The organism is Nocardioides sp. Arc9.136, from assembly GCF_030506255.1.
Lineage (GTDB): Bacteria > Actinomycetota > Actinomycetes > Propionibacteriales > Nocardioidaceae > Nocardioides.
The window spans coordinates 734,883-752,097 of record NZ_CP113431.1; the positions used below are offsets into that span (position 1 = coordinate 734,883).

17 protein-coding genes are annotated in these 17,215 nt (G+C 74.1%); 14 read left to right on the forward strand and 3 right to left on the reverse strand.

Features of this window, described 5'->3' with window-relative positions:
* Positions 1-48: 48 nt before the first annotated feature.
* The 7 genes from OSR43_RS03455 to OSR43_RS03485 all read left to right on the forward strand — a co-directional run bounded on the left by OSR43_RS03455 (position 49) and on the right by OSR43_RS03485 (position 8,558).
* Positions 49-1,314, forward strand: coding sequence for a hydroxyacid-oxoacid transhydrogenase (locus tag OSR43_RS03455; RefSeq protein WP_302269634.1), 1,266 nt, complete (start codon positions 49-51; stop codon positions 1,312-1,314).
* Complete coding sequence (locus OSR43_RS03460; RefSeq protein ID WP_302269635.1) at positions 1,311-1,811, forward strand: DUF1648 domain-containing protein; 501 nt, start codon at positions 1,311-1,313, stop codon at positions 1,809-1,811. Before OSR43_RS03455 ends, OSR43_RS03460 begins: the two co-directional genes overlap by 4 nt.
* The gene (locus OSR43_RS03465) at positions 1,808-4,711 is read left to right on the forward strand and encodes an FAD-binding and (Fe-S)-binding domain-containing protein (protein ID WP_367891512.1); all 2,904 of its coding nucleotides are present in this window, start codon (positions 1,808-1,810) and stop codon (positions 4,709-4,711) included. The genes OSR43_RS03460 and OSR43_RS03465 overlap by 4 nt, the downstream gene beginning before the upstream one ends.
* 82 nt (positions 4,712-4,793) lie before the next feature.
* A complete protein-coding gene (locus tag OSR43_RS03470) occupies positions 4,794-6,020 on the forward strand; it encodes an SAM-dependent methyltransferase (protein WP_302269636.1) in 1,227 nt (408 codons plus the stop codon).
* Positions 6,020-6,994, forward strand: a complete 975-nt coding sequence (locus OSR43_RS03475; protein ID WP_302269637.1) for a hypothetical protein — start codon at positions 6,020-6,022, stop codon at positions 6,992-6,994. The genes OSR43_RS03470 and OSR43_RS03475 overlap by 1 nt, the downstream gene beginning before the upstream one ends.
* A gap of 39 nt (positions 6,995-7,033) precedes the next feature.
* Positions 7,034-8,038, forward strand: a complete 1,005-nt coding sequence (locus OSR43_RS03480) for a DNA topoisomerase IB (protein WP_302269638.1) — start codon at positions 7,034-7,036, stop codon at positions 8,036-8,038.
* A gap of 4 nt (positions 8,039-8,042) precedes the next feature.
* Positions 8,043-8,558: an O-acetyl-ADP-ribose deacetylase gene (locus tag OSR43_RS03485; RefSeq protein WP_302269639.1), complete on the forward strand. Its 516-nt coding sequence runs from the start codon at positions 8,043-8,045 to the stop codon at positions 8,556-8,558.
* Here OSR43_RS03485 and serC read toward each other — a convergent pair.
* Positions 8,551-9,702 carry a phosphoserine transaminase gene (serC, locus tag OSR43_RS03490; protein WP_302269640.1) on the reverse strand — a complete coding sequence of 384 codons (1,152 nt, stop codon included), beginning with the start codon at positions 9,700-9,702 and terminating at the stop codon, positions 8,551-8,553. The two genes, OSR43_RS03485 and serC, sit on opposite strands and share 8 nt — an antisense overlap.
* A gap of 100 nt (positions 9,703-9,802) precedes the next feature.
* Between serC and OSR43_RS03495 the strand changes: the two genes are divergently transcribed.
* Complete coding sequence (locus OSR43_RS03495) at positions 9,803-10,249, forward strand: zinc ribbon domain-containing protein (RefSeq protein WP_302269641.1); 447 nt, start codon at positions 9,803-9,805, stop codon at positions 10,247-10,249.
* Complete coding sequence (locus OSR43_RS03500; protein ID WP_302269642.1) at positions 10,230-10,742, forward strand: GNAT family N-acetyltransferase; 513 nt, start codon at positions 10,230-10,232, stop codon at positions 10,740-10,742. Before OSR43_RS03495 ends, OSR43_RS03500 begins: the two co-directional genes overlap by 20 nt.
* A 4-nt stretch (positions 10,743-10,746) precedes the next feature.
* Here OSR43_RS03500 and OSR43_RS03505 read toward each other — a convergent pair whose 3' ends face one another.
* Positions 10,747-11,595, reverse strand: coding sequence for an NmrA family NAD(P)-binding protein (locus OSR43_RS03505; RefSeq protein ID WP_302269644.1), 849 nt, complete (start codon positions 11,593-11,595; stop codon positions 10,747-10,749).
* Between the two features lie 119 nt (positions 11,596-11,714).
* Between OSR43_RS03505 and OSR43_RS03510 the strand changes: the two genes are divergently transcribed.
* Together OSR43_RS03510 and OSR43_RS03515 are read left to right on the forward strand one after the other, a co-directional pair.
* Positions 11,715-12,080 carry a helix-turn-helix domain-containing protein gene (locus OSR43_RS03510; protein WP_302269645.1) on the forward strand — a complete coding sequence of 122 codons (366 nt, stop codon included), beginning with the start codon at positions 11,715-11,717 and terminating at the stop codon, positions 12,078-12,080.
* Positions 12,081-12,177: 97 nt separating this feature from the next.
* Positions 12,178-12,759 (forward strand): hypothetical protein, encoded by a 582-nt coding sequence (locus OSR43_RS03515; protein ID WP_302269646.1) that lies wholly within the window; start codon positions 12,178-12,180, stop codon positions 12,757-12,759.
* Between the two features lie 101 nt (positions 12,760-12,860).
* Here OSR43_RS03515 and OSR43_RS03520 read toward each other — a convergent pair whose 3' ends face one another.
* Positions 12,861-13,964, reverse strand: coding sequence for a citrate synthase 2 (locus OSR43_RS03520; protein ID WP_302269648.1), 1,104 nt, complete (start codon positions 13,962-13,964; stop codon positions 12,861-12,863).
* A gap of 82 nt (positions 13,965-14,046) precedes the next feature.
* On the opposite strand from OSR43_RS03520, the gene pdxH reads away from it, so the two are divergent.
* The 3 genes from pdxH to OSR43_RS03535 all read left to right on the forward strand — a co-directional run bounded on the left by pdxH (position 14,047) and on the right by OSR43_RS03535 (position 17,159).
* Positions 14,047-14,724 carry a pyridoxamine 5'-phosphate oxidase gene (gene pdxH / locus OSR43_RS03525; protein WP_302269649.1) on the forward strand — a complete coding sequence of 226 codons (678 nt, stop codon included), beginning with the start codon at positions 14,047-14,049 and terminating at the stop codon, positions 14,722-14,724.
* A gap of 363 nt (positions 14,725-15,087) precedes the next feature.
* Positions 15,088-16,677, forward strand: a complete 1,590-nt coding sequence (locus OSR43_RS03530; RefSeq protein WP_367891513.1) for an MDR family MFS transporter — start codon at positions 15,088-15,090, stop codon at positions 16,675-16,677.
* Complete coding sequence (locus OSR43_RS03535; RefSeq protein WP_302269650.1) at positions 16,674-17,159, forward strand: MarR family winged helix-turn-helix transcriptional regulator; 486 nt, start codon at positions 16,674-16,676, stop codon at positions 17,157-17,159. The genes OSR43_RS03530 and OSR43_RS03535 overlap by 4 nt, the downstream gene beginning before the upstream one ends.
* Positions 17,160-17,215: the final 56 nt, after the last annotated feature.

A 17,215-nucleotide genomic window follows, 5' to 3' on the forward strand; every position in this document is an offset into this window, starting at 1 on the left:
CCGTGGGACCGCGGAGTTTCGAGGATGCCCGAGGGTTAGATTGAGGGCGTGTCCGAGACCGTCTTCACCTACGCAGCACCGGCGCTGAAGTTCGGTACCGGCGCCTCCGACGAGATCGGCCACGACCTGCGCTCGTACGGCGCGCAGCGGGTCCTGCTGGTCACCGACCCGGGCGTCGCCGCCACCGGCCACCCGGCGCGCATCGCCGAGCAGCTCGCGGCCCGCGGCCTCGAGGTCACGACGTACGACCGCGCCCGCGTCGAGCCGACCGACACCTCCCTGGTCGAGGCGATCGAGTTCGCCCGCGACGCCGGTCCCTTCGACGCCGTGGTCGCGGTCGGCGGCGGCTCGGCGATCGACACGGCCAAGGCGGTCAACCTGCTCACCACCAACCCCGGTGAGCTCATGGACTACGTCAACGCCCCCGTCGGGAAGGCGCTGGCCCCCACCGAGCCGCTGCTCCCGCTCGTCGCCGTGCCGACCACCACCGGCACCGGCTCGGAGAGCACCACCATCTGCGTGCTCGACGTGCTCGCGCTGCACGTGAAGACGGGGATCAGCCACCCCGCGCTCCGGCCCCGGCTGGCCGTGGTCGACCCCGCGCTGACGATGACCCAGCCCGCGATGGTGACCGCCGCGTCCGGCATGGACATCCTGTGCCACGCACTGGAGAGCTACACGGCGCGCTGGTACGCCGACTTCGACGCCAAGCAGCCCGAGCAGCGGGTGCCGTACTGCGGTGCGAACCCGGTCGCGGACATGTGGTCGGAGAAGGCGCTGTCGCTGCTGGCCGGCGCCTTCCGCACGGCGGTCCGCGACGGCTCCGACACCGTCTCGCGCGAGCAGATGGCGCTCGCCGCGACCTTCGCCGGCCTGGGCTTCGGCAACGCCGGCGTGCACATCCCGCACGCCAACGCCTACCCGATCGCCGGCCGCGTCCGTGACTTCCGCCCCGAGGGCTACCCGGCCGACGAGCCGATCGTGCCGCACGGCATGGCGGTGTCCCTGACCGCGCCGGAGGCGTTCCGCTTCACCTTCGCGGCCGACCCCGGGCGCCACCTGCGTGCCGCGAGCCTGCTCGAGCCCGACACCGACCTCGGCGCGGGCCCCGACGTCCTGCCCGGGGTGCTGACCCGGCTGATGCGCGACATCGGCATCCCCAACGGCCTGGCCGAGGTCGGGTACGGCGACGGCGACGTCGAGCCGCTCGTCGACGGCGCCCTCAAGCAGCAGCGCCTGCTGGCGACCGCTCCGCGGGAGGTGACCGGCGAGGACCTCGCGTCGGTCTTCCGCGGGTCGATGGAGCACTGGTGACCGCTCGCCTCACCTTCGCCGGCTCCGTCGTCTGCTTCCTCCTCGCCCTGGTGTCCGCGGGTCTCCTGCTGCCCGCCGAGGTGCCGCTCCACTTCGGCGGCTCGGGCGAGCCGGACCGGTGGGGGAGCCGCACCGAGGCGCTGGTGACGATGGGCCTCGGCGGCGGGCTGCTCGCCCTCCTGCTGGGGGGCGGCGCCGCCCTCGTCGACATGGTCCCGGTGGTCCACCTCAACGTCCCGCACAAGGCCTGGTGGATCGCCACGCCCGCACGGGAGCGCCGGGTGCGGTCGATGATGCGCACGGACCTCTACGCCATCGCCGCCGCGACCATGCTGCTGCTCGTGGTGGTCGTGGCCGCCACGACCGGCGCGGCCCGGTCGGACGACCCGGCCCTCGGGCCCCTCTTCCTCGCCGGCCTCGCCTGCTACCTGACCTTCGTGACCGGCTGGACGGCCTGGTCGCTGCGCACCCGCTACCGCCCGAGGACCGACACGTGACCGTGACCGACCCCGCTCCCGCCGGCCCCGAGACCGGCCCCGAGACCGGCACCGTGACCAGCGCCGACCTGCTCGCCGAGCTGCGTCGGCGCGGCGTGACCGACGCGGACGACTCGACGCTGACCCGGGCGCTGTACTCCTCTGACGCCTCGTTGTACCGGGTGGTGCCGCAGGCGGTGGTCCGCCCGCGCGACGCCGACGAGCTGACGGCGGTGGTCGACGTGGCGCGGGCGCTGCGGGTGCCGCTGACGATGCGCGGCGCGGGCACCTCGATCGCCGGCAACGCGGTGGGCCGCGGGCTGGTCGTGGACACCGTGAAGCACCTGGACCGGGTGCTCGAGGTCGACCCCGAGGCGCGCACGGCCCGGGTGCAGCCGGGCGTGGTGCACCAGGTGCTGCAGAAGGCGGCCGCGCCGCACGGGCTGCGGTTCGGGCCGGACCCCTCGACGCACACCCGCTGCACGATCGGCGGGATGATCGGCAACAACGCCTGCGGCTCCCGCGCGCTGGGCTACGGCCGGACCTCCGACAACGTGGTGGCGATCGACCCGGTCTGGGGCACGGCCGCCGACGACGTACCGGCCCGGCTGGCTGCCTTGGCCGAGGAGCACCTGGGGCACGTCCGCACGACGTTCGGCCGGTTCTCCCGCCAGGTCAGCGGCTACTCCCTGGAGCACCTGCTGCCCGAGCGCCGCTCGGTCGACCGGTTCCTGGCGGGCTCCGAGGGCACCCTGGCGGTGGTCCGCGAGGCCACGGTCCGGCTGGTCGAGGAGACCCCGCGACAGCTGGTGGTGCTCGGCTACCCCTCGATGGTCGACGCCGCGGACGCGGTGCCGGCGATCCTGGCCGCCTCGGGCCGGCCCGTGGACGCCTCGGTGGGCGTCGAGCGCGGCGGCCTCGTGGCGTGCGAGGGCCTGGACGCCCGCATCGTCGACCTGGTGCGCGCCCGCGGCGGAGCGGTGCCCGACCTGCCGCGTGGCGCCGGGTGGCTCTTCGTGGAGGTCAGCGACCCGGGCCTGCTGGCGCCGGTCGTGGCGGTCGCCGGTGCCCTGGAGTCGCGGGTCGTGGAGTCCGCGGCCGAGGCCGCGGCGCTGTGGCGGATCCGCGAGGACGGCGCCGGGCTGGCGGCGCGCTCGCTGGCGCGGCCGGCGCACGCGGGGTGGGAGGACGCCGCCGTGCCGCCGGAGCACCTGGGTGCCTGGCTGCGCGACTTCGACGAGCTCCTGCGCGAGCACGACCTGGACGGGGTGCCCTACGGCCACTTCGGCGACGGCTGCGTGCACGTCCGCATCGACTTCCCCTTCACTCCCGGCGGTGGCGGGGACTCGCGGTTCCGGGAGTTCCTGGTCGCGAGCGCGACGCGGCTGGCGCACTACGGCGGCTCGCTGTCGGGCGAGCACGGCGACGGCCGGGCGCGCTCGGAGCTGCTGCCGCTGATGTACGACGAGGCGTCGCTGCGGCTCTTCGGCGCGGTCAAGGCGATCTGCGACCCCGACGGGATCCTCAACCCCGGCGTGCTGGTCGACCCCGACCCCCTGGACGCCCACCTGCGCCCCGAGCAGCCGCGGGCGCGGGTGCGCACCGCGCTGCGGTTCCTCCACGACGAGGGCTCGATGGGTGACGCGGTGCACCGCTGCACCGGCGTCGGGAAGTGCGTGGTGCCCTCCCTGCCCGGCGCGGGCGTGATGTGCCCCTCCTACCTGGCCACGCGCAACGAGAAGGACTCCACCCGCGGCCGCGCCCGGGTGCTGCAGGAGGCCCTCGACGGCTCGCTGGTGGGCGGCCTGAAGGACCCCGCGGTCCACGAGGCGCTCGACCTGTGCCTGTCGTGCAAGGGGTGCGCCTCGGACTGCCCGACCGGCATCGACATGGCGACCTACAAGTCCGAGACGCTGCACCAGACCTACTCCGGCCGCCGGCGGCCGCTGACCCACTACACCCTGGGCCGGCTGCCGAGGTGGGCCGCGCTGGCCGCGCCGATGGCGCCGGCGGTCAACAAGATGATGCGGTCCAGGACGCTGGCCCGGGTGGCGAAGGCGACCGCCGGGATCGACCAGCGGCGCTCGGTCCCGCTCTTCGCCGAGCGCACCCTGCGCAAGCAGGCGGCCCAGCAGCAGGCCCAGCAGCAGGCCCAGCAGCAGGGCCGGCAGCAGGGCCGGCAGCAGGGCCGGCAGAGCGGGCAGGTCGCGGGCGCGGAGGCGCCGGACGTGTGGCTGTGGGCGGACTCCTTCACCGACCACTTCCAGCCCGGCAGCGGGCTGGCGGCCATCCGCTTCCTGGTGTCGACCGGGCTGCGGGTGCGCGTGATCCCGGAGTCTGCGTGCTGCGGGCTGACCTGGATCACCACCGGCCAGCTGGACAAGGCCCGGCGCATCGCCGCGCGCACGGCGGCCACGCTCGCGCCGTACGTCGAGAGCGGGGTGCCTGTGCTCGGCGTCGAGCCCTCCTGCCTGGCCTCGCTGCGCAGCGACCTGGCCGAGCTGACCGAGGACCCCCGGGCGGCCGTGGTGGCCGGGGGAGTCCTGACCTTCGCCGAGCTGCTCGAGCGGCTCGAGGTCGCGCTGCCCGACCTCACCGGCGTCGAGGTCGTCGCGCAGCCGCACTGCCACCAGTCGGCGGTGCTCGGCTGGGCCGCGGACCAGCGGCTGCTGGAGCGGGCCGGCGCCACCGTCACCCGGGTGCCGGGCTGCTGCGGGCTGGCCGGCAACTTCGGCGTCGAGAAGGGCCACTACGAGACCTCGGTGGCGGTGGCGGAGACCCACCTGCTCCCCGCCGTGCGGGCCAACCCGCAGGCGGTCGTGCTGGCCGACGGGATGTCGTGCAAGATCCAGCTCGACGACCTCGCGGACGTCCCGGCGCTGCACCTGGCCGAACTGCTCGCCAGTAGGCTCGAGGGGTGAACCCGCGCCACCGCAGACTCGTCATCCCGGTCGCGCTGGCGGTCCTCCTGGTCATCGTCGTCGTTTCGGCCGTGGTGAACCGGTGAGCGAGCCGCTCCTGCGCGTCCTGGCCCGGATGCGGGGCCACCTGCTCGACCCCGAGGTGCTCGTCAAGGCCGTGGCCTCGGGCAAGCAGAAGGGCCAGCAGCCGCGCTGGCGCCGCGTCGAGCTGCGCTACGTCGACATCAAGGCCGGGCGCCACCTCCAGGTCACGGCGTACGACGCCACGCAGGCCCACACCGCCAACCACGCCGTCGGCGACGCCGCCCGCGACGCGGTCGACGAGCTGCTCGACGAGCCGTTCGCCAGCTGGCACGTCGAGACCACGACCGAGTCGCACCAGGTCCGGGTCACCAAGAAGCTCGAGGCGGTCGTGCACACCACCGCCCGCGAGGAGGCCGTCGAGCCCGACCGCGGCCACGACCGCGACAAGGAGCGGCTGCTGCCCGAGGACGACCCGGTCTTCCGCGCGCTCGGACTGGCCGACGCGCAGGGCCGGCTCAAGCCCAGCCGGCACGCCAAGCTGCGCCAGGTCGAGGAGTTCCTCCGGCTGCTCGACTCCTCGGTGACCGACGCGATGGACAAGGGCCACCTGCGCCGGCCGACCGCCGAGGAGCCGCTGCGCGTCGTCGACCTCGGCTGCGGCAACGCCTACCTGACCTTCACCGCGCAGCGCTACCTCTCCGAGGTGCGCGGGCTGCCGGTCGTGGTCACCGGCGTCGACGTCAAGGAGCAGTCGCGCGAGCACAACAGCGCGGTCGCCGCGCAGCTCGGCGTGCACGCGGAGTTCGTCGTCGGCTCGATCGCCGGCGCCGAGCTCGACCCGGCCCCGGAGGTGGTGCTGGCGCTGCACGCGTGCGACACCGCCACCGACGAGGCGCTCGCCCGCGCGGTGGAGTGGGACGCCCAGCTGGTGCTCGCCGCGCCCTGCTGCCACCACGACATCGCCGCGCAGCTGCGGCGGTCCCCGACCCCCGCGCCTTACGCGCTGCTCACCCGGCACGGCATCCTCCGCGAACGGCTCGCCGACACCCTCACCGACGGCCTGCGCGCCGCCCTTATGCGGATGCAGGGCTACCGCGTCGACGTCGTGCAGTTCGTGGAGTCCCAGCACACCCCGCGCAACACCATGCTCCGCGCCGTGCGCACGGGTTCACCGGTCAAGGGCGGCGGGGTGCGCAAGGAGTACGACGAGCTCGTCACCACCTGGTCGATCCGGCCGAAGCTGGCCGAGCTGCTCGGACTGCCCGGACTGCCCGGGACGGGCTGATGCCGCTGGAGCGGGCGCTGACCGCGCTGGCCGTCGTGCCGTTCCTGCTCGGCGCCGCGTCCGCGCCCGCGGGTGCCGACGGGGAGGTCGCCTTCCGCTTCACCGACCCCGAGATCGTCGAGTCCAGCGGGCTGGCCGTCGTCGACGGGCTGTTCGTCACCGTCAACGACTCCGGCGACACCGGCCGGGTCTTCACGGTCGACCCCGCCACCGGCGACACGGTCGGGGTGACCACGTGGGCCGACGACCCGGTCGACGTCGAGGCGGTGGCGCCCGCCGGCGGCGGGTCGGTGTGGGTCGGCGACATCGGCGACAACCCGGGCACCCGGTCCTCGGTCACGGTGGCCCGGGTCCCCGTCGGCCGCGGGGAGCGGTCCGTCACCGGGACGACCGACGTGGCGACGTACACGCTGGTGCACCCGGAGGGCCCGCAGGACGCCGAGTCGCTGCTGGTCGAGCCGGGGACCGGCCGGCTGGTGGTGGTCAGCAAGACGATCTTCGGCGCGGAGGTGCTCGAGGCGCCCGAGCGGCTGCGCGAGGGCGTCGACAACGAGCTGGTGCCGGTGGGTGCCGGGCTGCCGATCGCGACGGACGGCGCGTTCTTCCCCGACGGCCGCCACCTGGTGCTGCGCGACTACGCCCGCGCGGTGGTCTACACCTGGCCCGACCTGGAGCAGGTCGGCGAGGTGCAGCTGCCCGACCAGCAGCAGGGCGAGGGGATCGCCGTCGACGGCCGCGGCCGGGTCTACGTCAGCAGCGAGGGTGTCGGCGCGCCGGTGCTGCAGGTCCCGCTCCCGGCGGACCTGCGCGCGACCGTGAACGCCACGGACACCCGTCCGGACGGGAGCGGCGGCCTGGGCGTGGACCTGACCGAGGTCCAGGAGGCCGAGCGCCCGGAGTGGCCGTGGTTCATCGGCGGGTTCCTCGCGGTGGCGGTGCTCGTCGCGCTGCTCCGGTCCATGCGGCCCCGCTGAGCCGGTTTGCCCCTCGGTCCGGCGGGACACCGTCGCGGCATGCCCCGTCTGCGCCGCACGTCGCCGGACCAGCCCGGCTGGACGCGTCGGCGCGCCGGCAAGGGCTGGGTCTACCTCGACCAGCACGGCGAGCGGCTGCCCGAGGAGGCGGTCGGGCGGATCCGCGACCTGGTGATCCCCCCGGCGTGGAAGGACGTGTGGGTCACGCCGTACGACAACGGCCACCTGCAGGCGGTCGGGACCGACGACGCCGGCCGGCGGCAGTACCTCTACCACCAGGCCTGGCGCGAGCGGCGGGACGCGGAGAAGTTCGCGCGGATGGAGGAGTTCGGCGCCGCGCTCACCCGCGCCCGCGAGCTGGTGGTCGCCGACCTGGGTCGCGAGGGGATGCCGCTGGAGCGGGCGTGCGCGGCCGCGGTGCGGCTGCTCGACCTCGGCTACTTCCGGATCGGCAACGACGTCTACGCCGACACCAACGGCAGCTTCGGGCTCACCACCCTCGAGCGCCGGCACGTGCGGCGCCGGCAGGACCGGCTGGTCTTCGCGTTCGTCGGGAAGTCCGGCGTCCAGCACCGCATCGAGATCGACGACGCGATCGTGATCGAGACGATCGAGTCGATGCGCCGCAGGCGTGGCGGGCCGGGGCGGCTGCTGTCGTACAAGGAGGGCCGCTCCTGGCGCGACGTCCTCCCCGCGCTCGTCAACGAGTACGTCCGGGCCTCGACCGGGCTCGAGGCCACCGCCAAGGACTTCCGCACCTGGCACGCGACGGTGCTGGCCGCCGCCGCCCTCGCCGCCACCCCCGAGCACGGGGAGAGCGCGGCCTCGCGGAAGCGGGCGGTCTCCGGTGCGATGAAGGAGGTGTCGTCGTTCCTCGGCAACACCCCCACGCTCGCCCGGTCCTCCTACGTCGACCCGCGGGTGATCGAGGCCTACGAGGGCGGGCGGACCATCCACGAGGCCACCGACAAGGAGTACGACTCGCCCGACGAGCGCCAGGCCGGCCTCGAGCGGGCCACCCTCGACCTGCTCCGGGGAGAGTGAGCAGATGCGGATCACCGTCGTCGAGGGCGACATCACCGAGCAGCACGTCGACGCGGTCGTCAACGCCGCCAACCGGCGGATGCGGGGCGGGGGCGGGGTGGACGGCGCCGTCCACGCCGCGGGCGGCCCGGAGGTGCTGGCCGACTGCGAGCGCCGCTTCCCCCGGGGCCTGGCCACCGGCGACGCCGGCTGGACCACCGCCGGCCGGATGCCGGCCCGCTGGGTCATCCACGTCGTCGGCCCGAACCGCACCGCCGGGGAGACCGACCGGTCGCTCCTGACCTCCTGCTACCGCCGGGCCCTCGAGGTCGCCGACGAGCTCGGCGCCCGGTCGGTCGCCTTCCCGCTGGTCTCCGCCGGTGTCTACGGGTGGCCGCTCGGCGACGCCGTCGACGCCGCCCTGGAGACCCTCCGCACCACCCGCACCTCCGTCGAGGAGGCGCGGATGGTCGCCTTCGGCCGGCGGGCGTACGACGCCATCAGCTCGCGGCTCGACCCCCCACCCGTCGCGGTCAGGTGAGGCGCTCGAGGACCCAGTCGATGCAGGCGGTGAGGGCCTCGACGTCGGCGGGGTCGACGGCGGGGTACATCGCGATCCGCAGCTGGTTGCGGCCGAGCTTGCGGTAGGGCTCGGTGTCGACGATGCCGTTGGCGCGGAGCACCGCCGCGAGGCGGGCGGCGTCGACCTGCGGCTCGAAGTCGATCGTGCCGATGACCAGCGAGCGGTGCGCCGGCTCGGCGACGTACGGGAAGGCGAGCGGGGAGGCCTCGGCCCAGCCGTAGAGCGCCGAGGAGGAGGCCGTGGTCCGCTCGACCATGCCGGCGAGGCCGCCGTTGGCGAGCATCCAGTCCAGCTGCTCGGCCATGAGGAAGAGCGTCGCGACCGACGGGGTGTTGTAGGTCTGGTCCTTGGCCGACTGCTCGATGGCGGTGGGCAGGTCGAAGAACGCCGGGACGTACCGGTCGGAGGCGGCGACGCGCGCCGCCCGCTCCAGCGCGGCGGGCGACATGACCGCCAGCCAGAGCCCGCCGTCGGAGGCGAAGCACTTCTGCGGTGCGAAGTAGTAGGCGTCGACCTGGGTGAGGTCGACCGGCAGCCCGCCGGCGCCGGACGTGGCGTCGACCAGCACCAGCGCCTCGTCGGCGGTGGTGCCGGCGGGCCGGACGACGGGGGCCATGACGGCGGTGGAGGTCTCGTTCTGCGCCCAGGCGTAGACGTCGACGCCCTCCTCGGCCACGGCCGAGGGCAGCGAGCCCGGCGGCGCGGTGACGACGCTCGGCTCCTCCAGCCACGGTGCGGCGGTGGCGGCGGTCGCGAACTTCTGCGAGAACTCCCCGAAGACCAGGTGCTGGCTGCGCCGCTCCACGAGCCCGTACGTCGCGGCGTCCCAGAACGCCGTCGCGCCGCCGTTGCCGAGCACGACCTGGTGCCCCTCCGGCATCGAGAACAGCTCGGCCAGCCCCTCGCGCACGCGCCGGACGACCGCCCGCACCGGCTCCTGGCGGTGGGAGGTGCCCATCAGCGAGGTGCCGGTCGCGGCGAGGGCGTCGAGGTGCTCGGCCTGCACCTTCGAGGGCCCCGCGCCGAAGCGGCCGTCGGCGGGCAGCAGGTCGGCGGGGATGCGGAGCCGGTCCGGCGACTCCAGGTGGGCCACGTCGGTCATGAACTGCCTTCCGGGTGGGTAGGAGGTGCTCCCTGACGACGCTGTCAGCGCTCCTCGAGTCTCTCAGCAGGCCCGGGGCTCCACGGAATCGGAGGACCTCATGACCGGTGACCACCCCGGGCTGCGCCACCAGTCCGGCGCCCGCACGTCCTTCCGCGTCGCCGGCTGCGTCCTGGCGCCGGTCGGCCTCGCGGTCTCCGGCTACGGCTTCGCCTCCTTCCTCGGCCACGACGGCTGGGACGCGCCGACCACCGGGATCGCCTGCTTCGTCGGCGGCTTCCTGGTCCTCATGGTCGGGGTGCTGTGCCTGCAGGCCGGCTTCGGCGGGGTGGCCGCCCGGTACGGCGCCGGCGAGACCGTGCCCGTCCTCAAGGACTCCGCGTGGTACCTCTCCGACGGGCAGGGGATCATGGGTGCCGGCCGCACCGTCGACGACGGCCCGCAGACCCGCGGGGCGCCGGCGGCCGGCCCGTACTGCCGCTCCTGCGGCGTGCGCAACGACCCGGATGCGAGGTTCTGTGACAGCTGTGGAGGCTCGCTCGCCTGAGGCGGGCGGGGACCGACTGCGCGTCGTCCGCGTCGACTACGGCCACCCGGACGCGGTCGCGCTGATCGAGCAGGTCCAGGAGGAGTACGTCGCGCGGTACGGCGGCCGCGACGAGTCGCCGGTGGAGCCGGAGATGTTCGTGCCGCCGACGGGCAGCTTCTTCGTGGGGTACGTCGGCGGCACCCCGGTCGCCACCGGCGCCTGGCGCCGCTCGGGCGTCGAGGCGCTGGGGACGACCGGGACGGCCGAGGTCAAGCGGATGTACGTCGTGCCCGCGGCCCAGCGCCGCGGCCACGCCCGCCGGATGCTCGACCACCTCGAGCGGACGGCCGCCGAGGCGGGGTACGAGGCGCTCGTCCTCGAGACCGGCCTGCGCCAGCCCGAGGCCATGGCGCTCTACGAGTCGTGCGGCTACGCCTCGGTCCCGGGCTTCGGCTACTACAAGGACGCCCCGCTGTCCCGCTGCTACGCCAAGGTGCTGACCCCGGCCTGAGGGGTCAGCCCAGGGCGCGGCGCACGGCCTCGGCGAGCGGGGTCACCGGGCGGCCGAGCAGGGACTCGAGGTCGGCGGGGTCGACCTCCAGCTCACCGACCGAGATGGCGCGGTCCACGTCGGCCAGCACGGCGTCCATGGGTGCGGGCACGCCGGCGCCGGCCAGCACCTGGCGGAGCTGCTCGACGGGCACGTCGGTGTAGGCCACCTCCTGGCCGATCGCGCCGGAGACGGCCGCGGCGATCTCGGGGAGCGTGACGGCGGGGCCGCCGAGCTCGTAGGTCCGGCCCTCGTGGCCCTCGCCCGCCAGCACCGCGGCGGCGGCCTCGGCGTACTCCGAGCGGAGCGCCACCGACACCCGGCCCTCCCCGGCGGCGCCGAGCATGCCGTGCTCGCGGTAGGTGTCGACCTGGCCGGTGTAGTTCTCGACGTACCAGGCGTTGCGCAGCACCGTGGTGGCCAGCCCGCTCGCGGCGAGCAGCTCCTCGGTCTCGCGGTGCGCACCGGCGAGCAGCATCGACGTCGTGGTGGCGCGGGGCGCGGACGTGTAGACGAGGTGCGCGACGCCCGCCGCGACGGCGGCGTCGACCACGGTGCCGTGCTGCGCGACCCGGTCGGGCTCGGTGCCGGAGACGAGCAGCACCTTCTCGGCGCCGGCGAGGGCGGCGTCGACGGCGGCGCGGTCGCCGAGGTCGACCCGCAGCACGCGGACGCCGCGTTCGGCGAGGTCGGCGATCCGCTCGGTGGCGCGGCCCGTGGCGGTGATGTCGGCGGCGGGCACGCCGCGCTCGAGCAGGGCCTCGACGGTGAGCCGGCCGAGGTGGCCGGTCGCTCCGGTGACGACGATGGACATGGGTCCTCCTGGGGAGTGTGCGGGGTGGTCGCCCTCCCCAACCGGGCAGGTCAGATGTTGCTTCCCTTCGGATAGGAGGCACTTTGAAGTGCACTGGGTACCTGGTGGATAGTGTCCAGGTGAGCACCGCACCCGCCGCCGACCCGTTCTCCGCCGAGTGCCCGACCCGGTCCGTCCTCGACCGGATCGGCGACCGCTGGACCGTGCTGGTGCTCCTCCTGCTGGCCCGCCGCAGCCACCGGTTCACCGAGCTCGCGCGCGGGATCGAGGGGATCAGCCCCAAGGTCCTGACCCAGACGCTGCGGGCCCTGGAGCGGGACGGCCTGGCGACCCGCGAGGTCTTCGCCGAGGTGCCGCCGCGGGTGGAGTACACCCTCACCGACCTCGGTCGCAGCCTCGTCGAGGCGGTCGCCGCCCTCGAGGCGTGGACCCGCGGGCACTTCGACGAGGTGCTGGCCGCCCGCGCGGCGTACGACGCGCGGTGACCGGCACCTGACCCGCTCGGGCGGTCCGCGGCGGCCGACCGGGGGAGTCCGCGCCGATCGGCCACGCCCGGGCCGGTCGCGTCCGTACCCTCCTGCGGTGCTCCGACGACTGCTCCGACGCCTGCTGGGACGCCTGGTCCTGCCCCTCCTTCTCCTGGTCGCCGTGCTCGCCCCGAGCGTGCCCGCCGCCGGTCTCGAGGACTACGCGCCGTACCAACCGCAGACCAGGTGCTCGCCGCACGCCAAGCCCGGCACCGAGGCACTCGGCCGGTGGCTCGTGCGCCGCTACGGCGGGTCCTGGGGCGGGGTCTCGCGCGGCTGCGGCAGCGGCACCTCCGAGCACGCCGAGGGCCGCGCCTTCGACTGGACCCTGGACGCGAGCACGAAGCAGGGGCGGCGCACCGCACGCGCGTTCCTCCGCGACGCCTTCGCCGCCGACGCGAAGGGACGCGAGCACGCGAAGGCCCGCCGGATGGGCATCATGTACGTCATCTGGGACGACCGGATGTACGCCGCGTGGGACGCCTTCGAGCCCGAGCCCTACCTGAGCTCCTCGTGCCGCAAGCGCGCGAAGTGCTCGGCCACCCTGCGCCACCGCGACCACGTGCACATCTCGCTGACCCGCAAGGCCGGTCGCGGGAGGACGTCCTGGTACGCCGGGCGGGTCGACGCCGGCTGAGCGGCCGCCCCCGACGGCACCGGAGGACGACACCGGCCGCCGACCCGGAGGGGTCGACGGCCGGCGGTGGTCGTTCAGGCGGTGCGGTCAGGCGGTGCGGCTCACTCCGCCCACTCGGCCTTCCAGCCCTCGATGGTCTCGGGCCCGCGCGCGGCGGGGCCGGTGTAGACCGCGGAGGGCCGGATGAGCCGGCCGGTGCGCTTCTGCTCCAGGATGTGCGCCGACCAGCCGCCGGTGCGGGCGCAGGTGAACATCGAGGTGAACATGTTCGCCGGGACCTCGGCGAAGTCCAGGACGATGGCGGCCCAGAACTCCACGTTCGTCTCGAGCACACGGTCGGGCCGGCGCTCGCGCAGCTCGGCGAGCGCGGCCTTCTCGAGCGCCTCGGCGACCTCGTAGCGAGGCGCGTCGAGCTCCCGAGCGGTGCGGCGCAGCACGCGGGCGCGGGGGTCCTCCGCGCGGTAGACGCGGTGGCCGAAGCCCATCAGCCGCTCGCCGCGGTCGAGCAGGCCCTTGACGTACGCCGTCGCGTCGCCGGACTCCTCGACGTCGCTGATCATGCCGAGCACCCGCGAGGGCGCGCCGCCGTGCAGCGGTCCCGACATCGCGCCGATGGCGCCGGAGAACGCGGCGGCCACGTCGGCGCCGGTGGAGGTGATGACGCGGGCGGTGAAGGTCGAGGCGTTCATGCCGTGCTCGGCGGCCGAGGACCAGTAGGCGTCGATCGCCTTGACGTGCTTGGGGTCGGCCTCGCCCTTCCAGCGGACGAGGAACTTCTCGGCGAGCGTCGAGCCCTCGTCGACGACCGACTGCGGCACGACGGGCTGGTGCAGGCCGCGGGCGGACTGCGCGGCATAGGACAGCACCATGACGGCGACGCGGGAGAGGTCGGCGCGGGCCTGCTCGTCGGAGATGTCGTAGGTCTGGCGGAAGCCGAAGGCCGGCGCGAGCATCGCGATCGCGGCCTGGACGTCGACGCGCACGTCGCCGGTGTGGACCGGGATGTTGTAGGCCTCGGCCGGCGGCAGGCCGGGGTCGAAGGAGCCGTCGATGAGCAGGCCCCAGACGTTCTCGAACGGCACCCGCCCGACGATGTCCTCGATGTCGACGCCGCGGTAGCGCAGCGCCGAGCCCTCCTTGTCGGGCTCCGCGATCTCCGTCTCGAAGGCGACGACGCCCTCGAGCCCGTGGTGCACGTCCACCATCGTCCTGACTCCTTGTCGCAGTGCGTGACGCACCCGGACGGGTGGGCCCCGGGCATTCTGTACCCATCCCTACGCTGGCGGCATGGCCGACCCCGCACGAGACCCCGCACGAGGCGAGCTGGACCTGCGCAGCCTCCGGCACGAGTACGCCGCGGCCGGGCTGGCCGAGGACGACCTGGCGCCGGACCCGGTGACGATGTTCCGGCGCTGGTTCGCGGAGGTCGAGGACGCCGTCCACGAGCCCAACGCGATGGTGGTCGCCACCGTCTCCGCCGACGGGCAGCCGTCCTCGCGGATGGTGCTGCTCAAGGGCCTCGACGAGCGCGGCTTCGTCTTCTTCACCAACACCGGCTCGCGCAAGGGCGCCGAGCTCGCGGCCAACCCCCGGTGCGCGCTGCTCTTCCCCTGGCACCTCCTCGAGCGGCAGGTGCGCGTCGACGGTGTCGCCGAGCCGCTGTCGCGCGAGGCGGTCGCCGACTACTTCGCGGTCCGTCCGCGCGGCTCCCAGCTCGGTGCCTGGGCCTCCCACCAGTCCCGCCCGGTCGCCGGGCGCGAGGAGCTCGCCGCGGCGTACGACGAGGTCGAGGCGCGCTTCGCCGACGTGCCGGACGGCGGGCTCCCGGTGCCCGAGGAGTGGGGCGGGTACGTCGTGCGGCCCGAGGCCGTGGAGTTCTGGCAGGGCCGGCCGGGCCGGATGCACGACCGGCTGGTCTACACCCGATCGGGTGACGCGTGGCGGACGCAGCGGTTGGCCCCGTAATCCCCTTGAGCGTCCCCGGTGCGCGACCTACCGTTGCCGTACACGGGAAAGGAGGTGGTCCGGAGAATGAGTTCTTCTTGGACGCGTGAGGTGGCTGCCCGCTAGCAGCCCCAGCAGGACGACGGGCTCGTGCCACGAGCCCTGACGCTGCTGGCGAATCCCAAGCAGCTGCCCGACCCGCAGGTGAACCGGCCCCGTCCGCCGGCTCGGCCCCCGACAGGGGGCCACACCTGCGGGTCGCTGCATTTCCGGCCGGGTCCGGTGCGCGGGGAGTTGGTCGTGGGGCGAGGACGGAATAAAGTTGCCTCCGTCAACCTTTGACTGAGCATGACTGCAGCACCCGTACCGACGAAGCGAGAACCCGTGACCCAGGCACCACCCGCGCCGACTGCTGCGCAGTCCGGCGAGATGACCCACCGCGAGATCCTCGAGGCCCTCTCCGGCCTCCTGCTGGCGATGTTCGTCGCCATGCTCTCCAGCACCGTGGTCAGCAACGCCCTGCCACGCATCGTCACCGACCTCGAGGGCAGCCAGAGCGGCTACACCTGGGTCGTCGTGGCGACGCTGCTGACGATGACCGCGACGACGCCCATCTGGGGCAAGCTCGCCGACCTGTTCAGCAAGAAGATGCTGGTGCAGGTCGCGCTCGTCATCTTCGCCATCGGCTCGCTCATCGCCGGTCTCGCCCCCAACATGGAGGTGCTGATCGGCGCCCGGGCCTTCCAGGGCCTCGGCGTCGGTGGTCTCACCGCGCTGGTCCAGGTCGTCATCGCCTCGATGGTGAGCCCGCGTGAGCGCGGCCGCTACTCCGGCTACATCGGTGCCGTCTTCGCCACCGCGACCGTGAGCGGCCCGCTGCTCGGCGGCCTGATCGTGGACTCCCCGCTCGGCTGGCGCGGGTGCTTCTACGTCGGCATCCCGGTCGCCCTGCTCGCCTTCGTCGTGCTGCAGCTCAAGCTGCATCTGCCGGTGGTCAGGCGGGACGTCAAGATCGACTACACCGGCGCGACGCTGATCGTCGCGGGTGTCTCCATCCTGCTGATCTGGGTCTCCCTGGCCGGCGACCAGTTCGCCTGGGCCTCCGCCACCACCGCGGTCATGCTCGTCGCCGCGGCCGTGGTCATCGCCGCCGCGCTGTACGTCGAGGCGAAGGTCGCCAGCGAGCCGGTCGTCCCGCTGCGCCTCTTCCGCGACCGCACCACGTCGCTGGCCACGCTGGCCTCGGTGATGATCGGTGTCGCGATGTTCGGCTCGACGGTCTACCTGAGCCAGTACTTCCAGATGTCGCGGGGCATGTCCCCGACCCACGCGGGCCTGATGTCGATCTGCATGGTCGGCGGCCTGCTCGTCTCGAGCATCGTCTCCGGCAAGGTCATCACCGCCACGGGCCTGTGGAAGCGCTGGCTCGTCGGTGGCTCGGTCCTCGTCGTCGCCGGCTTCGCGCTGCTCGCGACCATCGACGCCGACACCTCCCTCGCCGTCGTCGGCCTGTTCATGGCAGTCCTCGGCGTCGGCATGGGTGCGACCATGCAGAACCTCGTCCTGGCCGTGCAGAACAACGCCAAGGCCGCCGACCTCGGCGCCGCCAGCTCCGTCGTCGCGTTCTTCCGCTCCATCGGCGGCACGATCGGCGTGTCCGCCCTGGGTGCGCTCCTGGCCCACCAGGTCTCCGACCACATGGCCTCCGGCCTGCGCCGGCTCGGTGTCGACCCGGGTGCGGCCGGCGGCTCGGGCAGCATCCCGGACCTCGACCAGCTGCCCGCCCCGATCCGCTCGCTCTACGAGCAGAGCTTCGGCGACGCGACCGGCCACCTCTTCATGGTCTCGGTGCCCTTCGCGGTGGTCGCCCTCCTGTGCGTGCTCTTCATCAAGGAGGTGCCGCTGCGCACCAGCACCGCGGACGTGCCGGACACCAAGGCGCCCGAGGCGACCGACGAGCTGAGCGCACGATGACCACGGTCGCCTCGACACCCGCCGGTGGGCAGCCGGCCGTGACCGACCGCGGCGAGTCGGTGCGCCGGCTCGAGCAGGAGGTCGGCGTCGTCATCCGCCGGGTGCGCCGCGTGATCGGCGAGCGCGCGCGGGCCGTCCACCCGGACCTGCAGCCCTCGTCGTACCTCATGCTCAGCTACCTGGTCGACCGCGGCCAGCTGCGGGCCTCGGAGATGGCCGAGGTCTTCGGCATCGACAAGGGCGCGATCAGCCGGCAGGTCCAGCACCTGATGGACCTGCAGCTGATCGACCGGTCGCCGGACCCGAAGGACGGCCGGGCCACGCTGCTGTCGGCCAGCGAGGACGCGGTGCGCCGGCTCGACGAGGTCGCCGCGATGCGGCGCCAGTACCTCGACGAGCGGCTCGGTGACTGGTCCGACGAGGAGCTCGCCGACTTCGCGGACACCCTCGCCCGCTACAACCGGACGCTGGGCCTGGAGTAGGCCCGTCCGACCCGCCTCGTGATGCCCAGCGCGCGCCCCGGCGCGCGCTGGGCATC